Here is a 13,959-nt window from a genome sequence, read left to right on the forward strand (position 1 = left end):
GTGCCGCGTCGCTTGAGTAACCATGCCCGCCATTGACCACCCCCTGATCGACCGCTTCCTTGACGCCCTTTGGTTGGAAAAAGGCCTCTCCGACAACACGCGCCAGGCTTACCGCAGCGACCTGGCCCTGTTCAATGGGTGGCTGCAGGAGAAAAACCTGGAGCTGATCAATGCCGGGCGGGAGCTGATCCTCGATCACTTGGCCTGGCGCCTCGAGCAACATTACAAGCCGCGATCCACCGCGAGATTTCTCTCCGGTGTACGTGGCTTTTATCGCTACCTGTTGCGTGAAAAGCTCATCGCAGTCGATCCAACTCTACAAGTGGATATGCCGCAATTAGGTAGGCCTCTTCCTAAATCCTTGTCGGAAGCTGACGTGGAGGCTCTGTTGGCCGCGCCGGATCTCAGTGAGGCCATCGGCCAGCGCGACCGCGCCATGCTTGAAGTGCTCTACGCCTGCGGCCTGCGGGTTACCGAGCTGATCAGCCTGACCCTGGAGCAGGTCAACCTGCGCCAGGGCGTGTTGCGGGTAATGGGCAAGGGCAGCAAGGAGCGCCTGGTGCCGATGGGCGAGGAGGCGATTGTGTGGGTCGAGCGTTACCTGCGCGATGCGCGTCACGAGCTGCTCGGTGGCCGCCCCAGCGATGTGCTGTTCCCCAGCCTGCGCGGCGAGCAGATGACCCGCCAGACCTTCTGGCACCGGATCAAGCACCAGGCCAAAGTGGCCGGGATCGGCAAGTCCCTGTCGCCGCATACCTTGCGTCATGCGTTCGCCACCCACTTGCTCAACCATGGCGCGGATCTGCGCGTGGTACAGATGCTGCTCGGCCACAGCGACTTGTCCACCACCCAGATCTACACCCATGTGGCACGGGCGCGCTTGCAGGAGATGCACGCCAGGCACCATCCACGCGGCTGAAAAATCCCGATTTTTCCGGCTGCGGGCTGCCCTGCGGCCCAACTGTGGTAGGCTTTGTCGGTTCGCAAAGGCGACGGTCCACACCCCGGTTTCCAATCGGCGTGGCGGCACCCGTCCCTGCATCTGCCTTCAGGAGTTACCATGCGCTTGACCCAGATTATTGCCGCCGCAGCCATTGCGTTGGTTTCCACCTTTGCCGTCGCCGACGATGCGGCTGAGCAGGCCATTCGCAAGAGCCTGGTCAACCTGCAACTCGATACCCCCATCGAAAGCATCAGCGCCAGCCCCATGGCCGGTCTGTATGAAGTCAAGCTCAAGGGCAGCCGCGTGCTGTACGCCAGTGCCGACGGCCAGTACATCGTTCAGGGCTACCTGTTCCAGCTCAAGGACGGCAAACCGGTCAACCTGACCGAGAAAGCCGAGCGCCTCGGCGTGTCCAAGCTGATCAACGGTATTCCGGTGGCTGAGACCGTGGTGTACCCGGCCATCGGCGAGACCAAGACCCACATCACCGTGTTCACCGACACCACCTGCCCGTACTGCCACAAGCTGCACGCCGAAGTGCCGGCGCTGAACAAGCTCGGTGTGGAAGTGCGCTACGTCGCGTTCCCACGCCAGGGCCTCGGTTCGCCGGGTGATGAGCAGTTGCAGGCGGTCTGGTGCTCGGCCGACAAGAAGGCGGCCATGGACAAGATGGTCGATGGCAAGGAAATCAAGGCGGCCAAATGCGCCAATCCGGTTTCCAAGCAGTTCGCCCTGGGCCAGTCCATCGGTGTGAACGGCACACCGGCCATCGTTTTGGCCGACGGCCAAGTGATTCCGGGCTACCAGCCGGCACCACAAGTTGCCAAACTGGCACTGGGTGCCAAGTAAGCATTAATCGTCGAGCCTTTGACGAGCATGATCCGCCGAACCGTCGGCGGGTCATTAATTGAGAGCCGCAGTTGTGCGGCGGTGTTCCACGGCCGACCTCGCGTCGGCCGTTTCATGGGGAGTTTTCAGTGAAACCGGTCAAAGTAGGCATCTGTGGGTTAGGGACCGTCGGTGGCGGCACCTTCAACGTACTTCAGCGTAACGCCGAAGAAATTTCCCGCCGTGCAGGGCGCGAGATTGAAGTGGCGCAGATCGCCACGCGTTCGCCAAAGCCTCAGTTCGAAACGACCGGTATTGCGATTACCAACGATGTGTTCGCCGTGGCCACCAACCCTGACATCGATATTGTCATCGAGCTGGTAGGCGGCTACACCGTGGCCCGCGAGCTGGTGCTCAAGGCCATCGAGAACGGCAAGCACGTGGTCACCGCCAACAAGGCGCTGATCGCCGTGCACGGTAACGAAATCTTCGCCAAGGCCCGTGAGAAGGGCGTGATCGTGGCGTTCGAAGCCGCCGTGGCCGGCGGCATCCCGGTGATCAAGGCGATTCGTGAAGGCCTGTCCGCCAACCGCATCAATTGGGTGGCCGGCATCATCAACGGCACCGGTAACTTCATCCTGACCGAAATGCGCGAAAAGGGCCGCACCTTCGAAGACGTGCTGGCTGAAGCCCAGGCCCTGGGTTATGCCGAAGCCGACCCGACCTTTGACGTGGAAGGTATCGATGCGGCGCACAAGCTGACCATCCTGGCGTCCATCGCCTTTGGCATCCCGCTGCAGTTCGACAAGGCCTACACCGAAGGCATCACCAAACTGACCACCGCCGACGTAAATTACGCCGAAGCCCTGGGCTACCGCATCAAGCACCTCGGTGTGGCGCGCAGCACCCCGGCCGGTATCGAATTGCGTGTGCACCCGACACTGATCCCCGCCGACCGCCTGATCGCCAACGTCAATGGCGTGATGAACGCGGTGATGGTCAACGGTGACGCCGCCGGCTCCACCCTGTTCTATGGCGCCGGTGCCGGGATGGAGCCGACCGCTTCGTCGGTAATCGCCGACCTGGTGGACGTGGTTCGCGCCATGACCAGCGACCCGGAAAACCGCGTGCCGCACCTGGCCTTCCAGCCGGATTCGCTGTCGGCCCACCCGATCCTGCCGATCGAAGCCTGCGAAAGTGCCTACTACCTGCGCATCCAGGCCCAGGATCATCCTGGCGTGCTGGCCCAGGTGGCGAGCATCCTGTCGGAGCGCGGCATCAACATCGAGTCGATCATGCAGAAGGAAGTCGAGGAGCAGAACGGCCAGGTGCCGATGATCCTGCTGACCCATCGCGTGCTCGAGCAGCATATCAACGATGCCATTCGGGCTCTTGAAGCGCTCCAGGGCGTAGTAGGGCCGGTGGTCCGTATCCGCGTCGAACATTTGAATTAATTCAGCTGCAAGCGGTTAGCTGCAAGCTGCAAGTAAAAGCCGATTCGCTCTAACTTGCCGCTTGTAACTTGAAGCTTGAAGCCCAAACCGAAGGTTTGCCCCTATGCGCTATATCAGCACCCGCGGCCAGGCACCGGCCCTGAATTTCGAAGACGTTCTGCTGGCGGGCCTTGCCACCGACGGCGGCCTGTACGTGCCGGAAAACCTGCCACGCTTCACCCAGGAAGAAATCGCTTCCTGGGCCGGCCTGCCGTACCACGAGCTGGCGTTCCGGGTGATGCGCCCGTTCGTCACCGGCAGCATTCCGGACGCGGATTTCAAGAAGATCCTGGAAGAGACGTACGGCGTGTTTTCCCACAGCGCCATTGCACCCCTGCGCCAGTTGAACGGCAACGAGTGGGTGCTTGAGCTGTTCCATGGCCCGACCCTGGCGTTCAAGGACTTTGCCCTGCAATTGCTGGGTCGCCTGCTCGACTACGTGCTGGAAAAACGCGGCGAGCGCGTAGTGATCATCGGCGCTACCTCCGGCGATACCGGTTCGGCGGCCATTGAAGGCTGCAAGCACTGCGAAAACGTCGACATCTTCATCCTGCACCCGCACAAGCGCGTGTCGGAGGTGCAGCGTCGCCAGATGACCACCATTTTCGGTGAGAACATCCACAACATCGCCATCGAAGGCAACTTCGATGACTGCCAGGAAATGGTCAAGAACAGCTTCGCCGACCAGAGTTTCCTCAAGGGCACGCGCCTGGTGGCGGTGAACTCGATCAACTGGGCGCGGATCATGGCCCAGATCGTCTACTACTTCCACGCCTCCCTGCAGTTGGGCGGCCCGGCGCGTTCAGTGTCGTTCTCGGTGCCGACCGGCAACTTCGGCGACATCTTCGCCGGCTACCTGGCGCGCAACATGGGCCTGCCGATTAATCAGTTGATCGTCGCGACCAATCGCAACGACATCCTGCACCGCTTCATGAGCGGCAATCAGTACGTCAAGGAAACCCTGCACGCCACGCTGTCGCCGTCGATGGACATCATGGTCTCGTCGAACTTCGAACGCCTGCTGTTCGACATGCATGGCCGCAATGGCGCGGCGTTGGCCGAACTGATGAGCAGTTTCAAGCAAGGTGGCGGCTTCAGCGTCGAGCAGGAGCGCTGGACCGAAACCCGCAAGCTGTTCGACTCCCTGGCCGTGGACGATGCGCAGACCTGCGAAACCATCGCCGAGGTCTACGCCCAGACCGGCGAGTTGCTTGACCCGCACACGGCCATCGGTGTGAAGGCCGCCCGCGAGTGCCGTCGCAGCCTGGATATCCCCATGGTGATCCTTGGCACCGCACACCCGGTCAAATTCCCCGAGGCGGTGGAAAAGGCCGGTGTTGGCAAGGCCCTGGAGTTGCCGGAGCACCTGGCTGATCTGTTCGAGCGCGAAGAGCGTTGCACGGTGCTGGCTAACGACCTGAAGACTGTGCAGGCGTTTGTCAGCCAGCATGGCAATCGGGGCAAGCCGCTGTAAGGCGCACCGCGTAGACAACAACGCCGCTTTCCCTTCCCTGGGTCAGCGGCGTTTTTTGTTTCTGGCAGGCCCGGCAACGTGCTGTTTACAGGAGCAGTTTAATCGCCACTCCAGTGATTGAGGCGATCGTTGCGACCACGGCCATCGCTACGCCCATGGGGTACCAGAAAGTTTCGCAATTTATCTTCAGTGATTCCGATTTGAGCTTATCTTGCTCAGCCTGCATGCGTGATATTTCGGCATAGATGCGCCTTACATCGGCATGCATCCTCTCCATCGATGCTTGCTGTTCATTTTGTTCCAACATCATTTTCATCCTTCGCAATAAGGGCCTTATGACATGCACTCTGCCTGCACGGCAGGGTGATCAGCGCTCACCGAGTATAGGATTCACGCCTGGCCTGCGCGCTCGGCGTAGCCCAAAACCGCAACCCATTGCGTAAGCAGTTATGTGCCGCCGTTTTTTACCTGTCATGTTGCAAGCGCATGCTGGATACGTCATCCCCGCACAACCCTTGAAAGACGAAAAAGCGAACTTTCCTACGTTACGACCAGTCACTTAGGAGAGATGCAGCACCCGTTGAAACGATTGTTCCCGAACTATTGAGTGGTGATCGAGATGGAAAGTATCAGCCTGTTGCTCGAAGAAGCACTGAGCCCTTATCTGGTTACGCTGACCACCTCTGGTGTGCAGGGCGAATGCCTGGTGACCGTGAAGAACCCCGGTGGCGCCATCATGGTCGAGCGCGAAGTCAACCGCGCTCAGTTGACCGACAAACGCGCGCTGGTGGATGTGGTGGATTGCCTGCTGCGCGATTTGAAAATCGCTGAAGGTCGACTCGAGCCCTCGGTCATTGCAGCCTTGCGAAACGCCGCCATGACGCGAACCCCGGTCTGCGCATGAAGAATTATTTATCCTTCGAAACTTCCTACAACACGGCCGGTCAGAGTTTGTAACAGCAAGAGCAAACATTGTGCTCCGGTGTTTGTGGCTTGTTGTACTGGTCTTTGTAGATCACGTTTAACCCCGAGTTGTCTCCCCACTCCTCGGGGTTTCTTTTTGCCTGGAATTTGGCACGGCGGCGCGCTCAGATCGCGCCATCCGCACGCAAGCGGGCGATGGCCGCCGCGTCATAGCCCAGGGCGTTGAGCAGCACACCGTTGTGCTCGCCCAATTGCGGACCCACCCATTCACAGCTGCCTGGCGTATCCGACAGCTTGGGCACGATGCCGGGCATCTTGAAATCCTTGCCGCCCGGCAGTTGCGCGCTGAGGAACATCTCCCGGGCGAGGAATTGCGGGTCGCCCAGCATGTCCTCGGCACTGTAGATGCGGCTGGCGGGCACTTGGGCCTGGTTCAACTGCGCCATGACCTGCTCCAGCGGCAGGGCGTTGACCCAGCGATCGATCACCCCGTACAGCTCATCGCGGCGGCTGTCACGCCCGTCATTGCTGGCAAGCGCCGGGTCGTTCGCCAGGTCGTCGCGGCCGATGGCGGCCATGAAGCGCTTGAAGATCGCATCGCCATTGGCGCCAATCTGCACATGTTTGCCGTCGGCGCTGGTGTGGATCGAGGAGGGCGTAATACCGGGCATGATATTGCCGGTGCGTTCGCGAATGAAGCCGAACACATCGAACTCGGGAATCATGCTTTCCATCATGGCGAAAATGGCTTCGTACAGCGCCACGTCGACCACCTGGCCGAGGCCGCCGTTGACTTCACGATGACGCAGGGCCATCAGCGCGCCGATCACCGCCCACAGCGCGGCAATCGAGTCACCGATGGAAATCCCGGTGCGCACGGGCGGGCGGTCTTCGAAGCCGGTGATGTAGCGCAGGCCGCCCATGGACTCGCCTACCGCGCCAAACCCCGGCTGGTCTTTCATCGGCCCGGTCTGGCCGAAGCCGGAAAGGCGCACCATCACCAGCCTTGGGTTCAGTGCGTGCAGGGTTTCCCAGCCCAGGCCGAGTTTTTCCAGCACGCCGGGGCGGAAGTTTTCGATCAGGATGTCGGCGTCGGCCAGCAATTGCTTGAGGATCGCCAGGCCATCCGGGTGCTTGAGGTTGAGGGTCAGCGACTGCTTGTTACGCGCCTGCACGAACCACCACAGCGAGGTGCCTTCATACAATTTGCGCCATTTGCGCAGGGGGTCGCCGCCGTCCGGGGATTCGACCTTGATCACTTCGGCGCCGAACTCGGCGCAGATACGTGAGGCAAACGGGCCGGCAATCAGGGTGCCGAGTTCGATGACTTTCAGGCCGGCAAGCGGTTTGGCATTAAGCGACATGGGGATCCTTGAGCGCGCGGGACGGTGACGTACTGCTTTTTAACATAGGCAGGCAGCCTGGATGCAGCGCAGTATTCGTTGATTGGCCTCGCCATCGGTTAGACTGGCCGTCTTTCCCTGTCTCCAGAGCCCGTTCATGGCCCAGCCGTCCACGACCTACAAATTCGAACTCAACCTCACCGACCTTGACCGTTCGGTGTACGAGAGCGTCAAACAGACCATCGCCCGCCACCCTTCGGAAACCGAAGAACGCATGACCGTGCGCCTGCTGGCCTACGCCCTCTGGTACAACGAGCAGTTGGCGTTCGGCCGTGGCTTGTCGGATGTCGACGAGCCGGCCCTGTGGGAAAAGAGCCTGGATGATCGGGTGTTGCACTGGATCGAAGTCGGCCAGCCGGATGCAGACCGCCTGACCTGGTGCTCGCGTCGCACCGAACGCACCAGCCTGCTGGCATACGGCAGCCTGCGGGTGTGGGAAGGCAAGGTGGTGCCGGTGGCGAATAACCTCAAGAACGTGCACATCGCTGCCGTGCCGCAGGAGATTCTGGAGGTGCTGGCCAAGGACATGCCGCGCGTGATCAAGTGGGATGTGATGATCAGCGAAGGCACGATCTTCGTCACCGATGACCGTGGCCAGCATGAAGTGCAGTTGCAGTGGCTGGTGGGCGGGCGTGATTGAAAAAAATGTGGGAGGGGGCTTGCCCCCGATAGCGGTGGATCAGCTACAGATAAGCTGGCTGATAGATCGCTATCGGGGGCAAGTCGAATCGTCGCACCGCCCCTCCCACATTTGATCTTTGTTGAATTTTGAACTGTTGTTATCCGTTGAATCAGTAGAGAAGTCATCACCCCCGTATGCGTATCGATCCCCGTCCCTTGCCCGCCGTCCTGCCATTCCTCGGTGAATTGCCACCGCTGCTGACCCGTCTCTACGCCGCGCGCGGGGTGCAATCGGAAGCCGAGCTGGACAAGAGCCTGGCGCGGTTGATTCCCTATCAGCAGCTCAAGGGCATCGATGCCGCCGTCGATCTGCTGGTGACGGCGCTGGAACAACGCCAGCGCATCCTGATCGTCGGTGACTTCGACGCCGACGGCGCCACCGCCAGCACCGTAGGTACACTGGGCCTGCGTTTGCTCGGTGCGGCCCATGTCGATTACCTGGTGCCCAACCGTTTTGAATACGGCTATGGCCTGACGCCGGAGATCGTTGCGGTGGCGCTGCAGCGCGAGCCGCAGTTGCTGATCACGGTGGACAACGGTATCTCCAGTGTCGAAGGCGTGGCGGCGGCGAAGGCGGCGGGGCTGAAGGTGCTGGTGACCGATCACCACTTGCCGGGCGACGAACTGCCGGCGGCGGACGCGATCGTCAATCCGAACCAGCCAGGCTGTACGTTCCCCAGCAAGGCACTGGCCGGTGTGGGCGTGATCTTCTACGTACTGATGGCCCTGCGCGCGCGTTTGCGCAGCCTCGGCTGGTATGACAACAGCCCGCAGCCGAACATTGGTGAACTGCTCGACCTGGTGGCCCTGGGCAGCGTCGCCGACGTGGTGCCGCTGGACGCCAACAACCGCATCCTGGTGCATCAAGGGTTGGAGCGTATCCGCGCCGGTCGCGCACGGCCGGGGATCAAGGCGATCCTCGAAGTGGCCAAGCGCGACCATGCCCGCATCACCTCCACCGACCTGGGCTTCATTCTCGGCCCACGGCTCAATGCGGCCGGGCGCCTGGACGATATGAGCCTGGGCATCGAATGCCTGCTGACCACCGATGTGGCTGCGGCGCGGGAAATGGCCGCACAACTGGACGGCATGAACCAGGACCGCAAATCCATCGAGCAGGGCATGCAGCGCGAAGCCCTGGCTCAACTCAAGGATTTGCCGGTGGAGTCAATGCCGTATGGCCTGTGCCTGTTCGATCCGGAATGGCACCAGGGGGTGATCGGGATTCTGGCGTCGCGCATGAAAGAGCGTTATTTCCGCCCCACCATCGCGTTTGCCGATGCCGGTGATGGCATGCTCAAAGGCTCCGGGCGGTCGGTACAAGGCTTTCATATCCGTGACGCGCTGGCGGTGGTTGCCAGCCAGCACCCCAACCTGATCGCCAAATACGGCGGTCACGCGATGGCGGCGGGCCTGACCCTGCCCGAAGCGAATTTCCCCTTGTTCGCCGAGGCTTTCGATGCCGAAGTGCGTCGGCAACTGCGCGAAGAAGACCTCACCGGACGCCTGCTCTCCGATGGCACCCTGGCGGTGGAAGAGTTTCATTTGGAACTGGCGCGCGCGCTGCGCCATGCCGGCCCGTGGGGGCAACACTTTCCCGAGCCGTTGTTTCACGGTGTGTTTCAGCTGGTGGAACAGCGGGTGGTCGGCGAGCGGCACTTGAAAGTGGTGCTCAAGAGCGAGTGCGGGTCGGTGAAGCTTGATGGCATTGCGTTTGGGGTAGACCGTGAAGTCTGGCCGAACCCGACCGTGCGCTGGGTGGAGTTGGCCTACAAGCTGGATGTGAACGAGTTTCGCGGGAATGAGACGGTGCAGTTGATGATTGCGCATATCGAGCCGCGCTAAGTCTTAGCCACACCACAAAGCAACTGTGGGAGGGGGCTTGCCCCCGATAGCAGAGTGTCAGTCAATGATGTAGTGACTGATCCACCGCTATCGGGGGCAAGCCCCCTCCCACATTGGATTTGTGTATAGCCTGGGATTACTCGGCTTTGGCCTGGTGTTTCACAATGATATCCACCAACCGCTTGGCCAGCGCCGGGTAGTTCTCATCGAAGTGATGCCCACCGGGCAGCTTCATGGCTTCGCCCACGGCAGTCTTGTCCGTGCAGCCACTCTCGTCGACTTCTTCCGCACCATAGATGCACACCACTTTCTCGGGGGGCAGCTTGGCCATTTCCGGGCCGGTCGCGGCTTCCTTGCCGGCGTTGCCCAGCCAGCCTTCCACTTCAATCTCAAAGCTGCCGGTGCGGGCGAAGGCCAGCAGGATGATCGCGTCGACGCGTTGCTGTTCGTTTGCCGGCATACGGTTGTAGATGGCCGGCAGGACGTCGGCGCCGAACGAGTAACCGGTCAGCACGAAGCGCTTGGTGCCCCATTTCTGCCGGTAGTGCTGCATCAGTTCGGTCAGGTCCTTGGCGCTTTGTTCCGGGGTTTTGTGCTGCCAGTAGTAGCGCAGGGTGTCGATGCCAACCACCGGGTAGCCGATCTTCGCCATTTCGCCAGCCACGTCACGGTCCAGGTCACGCCAGCCGCCGTCCCCGGAGAGGAACAGGGTCACGGTGTCCTTGGCCTGACCGGCCGGCACTTCCACCACTGGAATCGCCAGGCCGCCGTTGTCCGAACCTACCAGCTGCTTGCGCAGCTCGTTGTTCAGCACTTGCGGGTAATGAATGTCGTAGTCGCTGATGCTGGTGGTGGCGCGCGGTGTGTCACGTACGAAGCTGGCGCTTTCATCGTCGGGGTTGTCATTCCAGGCCACCAGCCAGTTGCCATGGGCGGCGGTTTTCGGCAGCGGGTCGTTGCAGCCTTCCTGTTTCAGGGCGAAGCCGACGGAGATGGCGTTGGCCTTGTCGTCGCTCTGTGTGGCCAGCCAGCGCCAGGCGAGCGCCGCGCCAGGGCCGATGCCGCTGACCAGGGTCGCCGGGCCTTTAAGCTGGGCAAGGGCGCTTTGCAGCGCTTGCTCCTGCAGCTTGCAGTCATCCTTGGGCAGGATCACCTGGACGAGCTGCGCCGAGCCACCCTGACTGAGGGCGATCAGTTGGCTGTCGGTCAGGGTTTCGTCGGCCATCACGGCCACTGCCACGCGGGCCTTTACCGTGCCGGCAGGGCTTACGCGGGTCATCACCGAGCCATCGGCCTGGGGCATCTGCTCCAGGGTCGGCTGTGGGGCGGGGCGGTTCCAGTACCAGTAGCCGCCGCCCAGGACCAGCGCGAGCAGCACTACAACAGCCAATACATACCGCCAGGAGCGTCGAATCATCAGCGTTTCACCAATCCAGTCAAGCCGCCCGCGATCAGGGCGGCGGTATCGGCCAGTGCCACCAGCGGATCAAGTCCTGCGGGCACGGCCATGTAACGGGGTTCCCAGTCAGGCTGGAACTTGTCTTTGAAGCGGCGCAAACCTTGGAAGTTATACAGTTGCTCGCCACGGCGGAACACCATCGAACCCAAGCGTTGGGTCAGTGGTGCGCCACGCCGGGGTTGCAGGCCCGACAACGGCACCATGCCGAGGCTGAAGCGTGCGTAGCCGTGGTTCTTATAATGTTGAATCAGGCCGACCATCATGAATTCCATGGTCAGCTTCGGTGCGTCCGGGTGGGCGCGCATCAGGTCGAGACTGGCCAGGTCATGGTTGTACGTCTCGAGCAGGTTGGCGAAGGCCACCGGGCGCCCTTCGAAGCGAATGATCGCGATACGGAAGTGCTTGAGGTAGTCGTCGCTGAAGCGGCCCAGGGAGAAGCCCTTTTCGCGCACATTCTTACCGGTAAGCCAGGCGTCCGAGATAACTTTTAATTCATCCATCGGCGCCGTGCCCGGCTCGCAGATCTCCAGGGACAGACCGTCACGGGTGCCACGGTTCCAGGTGTAGCGCAAATCCTTCATCTCTTTGCCCTTGGCTTCCAGGTCAAAGCGTTTCAGGTCGACGCGGGCTTCTTCGCCCAGCTTGATCGCGGTGAGTCCGATATCCATGTAGTACGGCAGGTTCTCCGCGCGCACTTGATAGAACACCGGCCGTGCGTGGTGAATGTCGCACAGGTCGCGGAACTGCCAGATCATCTCGGCGCGCGGCTGGGTCGGGCCGATCGGATCATACAAGGCCACCAGGCTGCGCCCGCGCCGGGCATACATCAGGAAGGCTTCGTCATTGGGGTGGAACAGCAAGGCCTTGTCGCCGGTCAGCGCCAGGCCGCCGTCGGGTTGGGACGAGGCCATCAGGATTTTGGAGGCGCGTTCGAGTTCGTCCGGGGTCGGCAGATGGATGACCGGGCGCGCGGTACGCAGCAGCCAGGTCAGCGACACGATCACCAGCAGGACGGCGGCGCCCAGCAACGAACGCAGGCCGCGCGGGGCGTTGGCGTCGAGGGTGAACTGCCACCACAGTTGGTGACTGTAGGGCACGTCCTGGTAGGCGAACAGCAGCAGCCAGATCGACGCGCCCAGCACGCATACGCTGGCCACCAGGTACAGCGGCGAGAAGGGCAGTTCGGTCAAGCGACTGGCGCGGTAGAACGAGCGTCGGAAGATCGCCAGCAGCACGGCGGTCATGGTCATCAGACTGGCTTCTTCCCAGTCGAAGCCCTTGAGCAGCGAGAGCAGGGCGCCTACCAGCAGCAGCACCATGGTCAGCATCCAGGCCGCCGACAAACGTCGACGCAAGCCTTGGGCCAGCAACAGGCACAGCACGCCGATCAGGCTGGCGCCGAAGTGCGACGCGTCAATCAGGCGGTGGGGAATCAGGAAGCCGATGTTTTCCAGGCGTGAATCGATCTCCGGCGTGGCGCCGGAAAACAGCAGGACCACGCCGGACAAAAAAACCAGTACGGCCAGCACCGGTGCCGCAAGGCCGGAGGCGACGCGCAGGCTTTGCTGGGTCTGGAACAGGCGCTGGGCCTCGTTGACCAGCAGGAAGATACAGGCGATCAACAGCGGCAACACCACATAGATCATCCGGTACAGCAGCAGGGCGGCGGCCAGTGGCGCAGCGCCGAGTTTGTCGGCGAAAGCCGCCAGCAGGATCGCTTCGAACACCCCCACGCCACCCGGTACATGGCTGAGCACGCCGGCGGCCAGGGCCAGCAGGTACACCAGCAGGAACGGGCCGAAGGGCGGCGCTTCCGGCAGCAACATATACAGGACGGTGGCGGCGGCGGCGACATCCAGTGCGGTGATGATCAACTGCAGGAACGTCAAGCGACGGCCCGGCAGGCGCAGGGTGCGGCGCCCGGCCTTGACCAACAGGTTATCCGGGTAGGGTTGTTCCGGCAGGCGGCGGCGATAAATGCCGATACACAACATGGCCGACAACAGCAGCACGGCACCGGCAACACCGCCGAGCAGGCTTTGCGACAAATGCAGGTAGGTCGAGGCCGCCGGCAGGTTGCTCAGTGTGGCCAAAGCGGCCAGGGGCGGGAGCGCGCAGCCCAGCGCCAGGCTGGCGAACACGGTCATGTGCGCGACTTCCGAAGCACCAATGCCGTGGCGTGCATACAGACGGTAGCGCACCGAGCCGCCCGAGAGCATCGACAAGCCAATGGCGTTGCCGATGGCAAAGGCGGTGAAGCCACCGAGTGCCAGGGTCTTGGCGGGCAGTTTCACGCCGGCATAACGTGCGCCGGAGAACTCATAGCCCAACAGAATGATGAAGCCGGCCACCGCCGCCGCAAATGCGCCGAGCAAGGCAGGCTTGGGCACTTCCAGGATCGAGTCGTGGAGGGCGTAGAGATCGAGCTCCAACAACAGATGTCGGCAGGCGATCAGGGCAATGGCAAACAGCAGCAAGGTCACGGCCAGGCCGATGGGCTGACGGTATTTGCTCAACAGATCCAGCCAACGCAAACGGGTGGGAGGGATCGGTTGTTCCGCTGTGACGGTGTCTTGTGGTTCAGACGAGTTGGCGCGCATCAATCACCTCGTGGATTGTGCGCGACAGGATGGGGGTATCCAGCCAAGTTACCAATCCCTATGGACAAAATAATTACAAATATTAACGCGGATCACCGAGTGCGGCGACTGCGGCCATTGGTCGTAGAGGGTAGTGCTTGAGCATAGCGCATAGCGTGCAATGAGATGGACTCTGCAAACCGTCTACGGTTTCATGAAAGATGCCATGCCATTGTTTCAGAAGAACTTTTTCACCGGATACAAAAAAGGCCACTCTTTCGAGTAGCCTTTTTTGATGTTTGGTTGCGGGAGCCGGATTTGAACCGACGA

Annotated in this window: 12 protein-coding genes and 1 tRNA gene (1 of these 13 cut by a window edge); 7 read left to right on the plus strand and 6 right to left on the minus strand. The window is 61.5% G+C overall.

The window, feature by feature from the left end:
- Positions 1-22: 22 nt before the first annotated feature.
- From xerD to thrC, 4 genes are all read left to right on the plus strand, one after another.
- The gene (gene xerD, locus BFP90_RS07435) at positions 23-919 is read left to right on the plus strand and encodes a site-specific tyrosine recombinase XerD (RefSeq protein ID WP_065895134.1); all 897 of its coding nucleotides are present in this window, start codon (positions 23-25) and stop codon (positions 917-919) included.
- 141 nt (positions 920-1,060) lie between these two features.
- Positions 1,061-1,792 (plus strand): thioredoxin fold domain-containing protein, encoded by a 732-nt coding sequence (locus tag BFP90_RS07440; protein ID WP_057723916.1) that lies wholly within the window; start codon positions 1,061-1,063, stop codon positions 1,790-1,792.
- A gap of 128 nt (positions 1,793-1,920) precedes the next feature.
- Complete coding sequence (locus tag BFP90_RS07445) at positions 1,921-3,225, plus strand: homoserine dehydrogenase (protein ID WP_065887526.1); 1,305 nt, start codon at positions 1,921-1,923, stop codon at positions 3,223-3,225.
- Positions 3,226-3,328: 103 nt separating this feature from the next.
- Positions 3,329-4,738, plus strand: coding sequence for a threonine synthase (gene thrC, locus BFP90_RS07450; RefSeq protein WP_065895133.1), 1,410 nt, complete (start codon positions 3,329-3,331; stop codon positions 4,736-4,738).
- An 85-nt stretch (positions 4,739-4,823) separates the two neighbouring features.
- Here the strand turns inward: thrC and BFP90_RS07455 are convergent, their stop codons facing one another.
- Positions 4,824-5,045, minus strand: a complete 222-nt coding sequence (locus tag BFP90_RS07455) for a hypothetical protein (protein WP_065895132.1) — start codon at positions 5,043-5,045, stop codon at positions 4,824-4,826.
- Positions 5,046-5,357: 312 nt separating this feature from the next.
- Here BFP90_RS07455 and BFP90_RS07460 point away from each other — a divergent pair, with 312 nt between their 5' ends.
- Positions 5,358-5,642, plus strand: a complete 285-nt coding sequence (locus BFP90_RS07460) for a DUF3509 domain-containing protein (RefSeq protein ID WP_065896367.1) — start codon at positions 5,358-5,360, stop codon at positions 5,640-5,642.
- Between the two features lie 184 nt (positions 5,643-5,826).
- Here BFP90_RS07460 and BFP90_RS07465 read toward each other — a convergent pair whose 3' ends face one another.
- Positions 5,827-7,026 carry a CaiB/BaiF CoA transferase family protein gene (locus BFP90_RS07465; RefSeq protein ID WP_065895130.1) on the minus strand — a complete coding sequence of 400 codons (1,200 nt, stop codon included), beginning with the start codon at positions 7,024-7,026 and terminating at the stop codon, positions 5,827-5,829.
- Between the two features lie 136 nt (positions 7,027-7,162).
- On the opposite strand from BFP90_RS07465, the gene BFP90_RS07470 reads away from it, so the two are divergent.
- Positions 7,163-7,705 carry a YaeQ family protein gene (locus BFP90_RS07470; protein WP_057723910.1) on the plus strand — a complete coding sequence of 181 codons (543 nt, stop codon included), beginning with the start codon at positions 7,163-7,165 and terminating at the stop codon, positions 7,703-7,705.
- A gap of 176 nt (positions 7,706-7,881) precedes the next feature.
- A complete protein-coding gene (recJ, locus tag BFP90_RS07475; protein WP_065895129.1) occupies positions 7,882-9,591 on the plus strand; it encodes a single-stranded-DNA-specific exonuclease RecJ in 1,710 nt (569 codons plus the stop codon).
- A 136-nt stretch (positions 9,592-9,727) separates the two neighbouring features.
- On the opposite strand, the gene BFP90_RS07480 is transcribed toward recJ, so the two are convergent.
- On the minus strand, positions 9,728-11,008 hold the full coding sequence (locus BFP90_RS07480; RefSeq protein ID WP_065895128.1) for a virulence factor family protein: 1,281 nt from the start codon (positions 11,006-11,008) through the stop codon (positions 9,728-9,730).
- The gene (gene mprF, locus BFP90_RS07485) at positions 11,008-13,650 is read right to left on the minus strand and encodes a bifunctional lysylphosphatidylglycerol flippase/synthetase MprF (RefSeq protein ID WP_065887534.1); all 2,643 of its coding nucleotides are present in this window, start codon (positions 13,648-13,650) and stop codon (positions 11,008-11,010) included. Before mprF ends, BFP90_RS07480 begins: the two co-directional genes overlap by 1 nt.
- Before the next feature lie 82 nt (positions 13,651-13,732).
- Positions 13,733-13,959 (minus strand): hypothetical protein (locus BFP90_RS28920; RefSeq protein ID WP_218061240.1); only part of this gene is annotated, 227 nt, incomplete at its 5' end.
- Positions 13,930-13,959, minus strand: a tRNA-Met gene (locus BFP90_RS28925) (it continues 114 nt past the right edge of the window). The genes BFP90_RS28920 and BFP90_RS28925, both read right to left, overlap by 30 nt.

Source organism: Pseudomonas sp. 24 E 13 (assembly GCF_900004715.1).
Classification (GTDB): Bacteria; Pseudomonadota; Gammaproteobacteria; order Pseudomonadales; family Pseudomonadaceae; genus Aquipseudomonas; species Aquipseudomonas orientalis_A.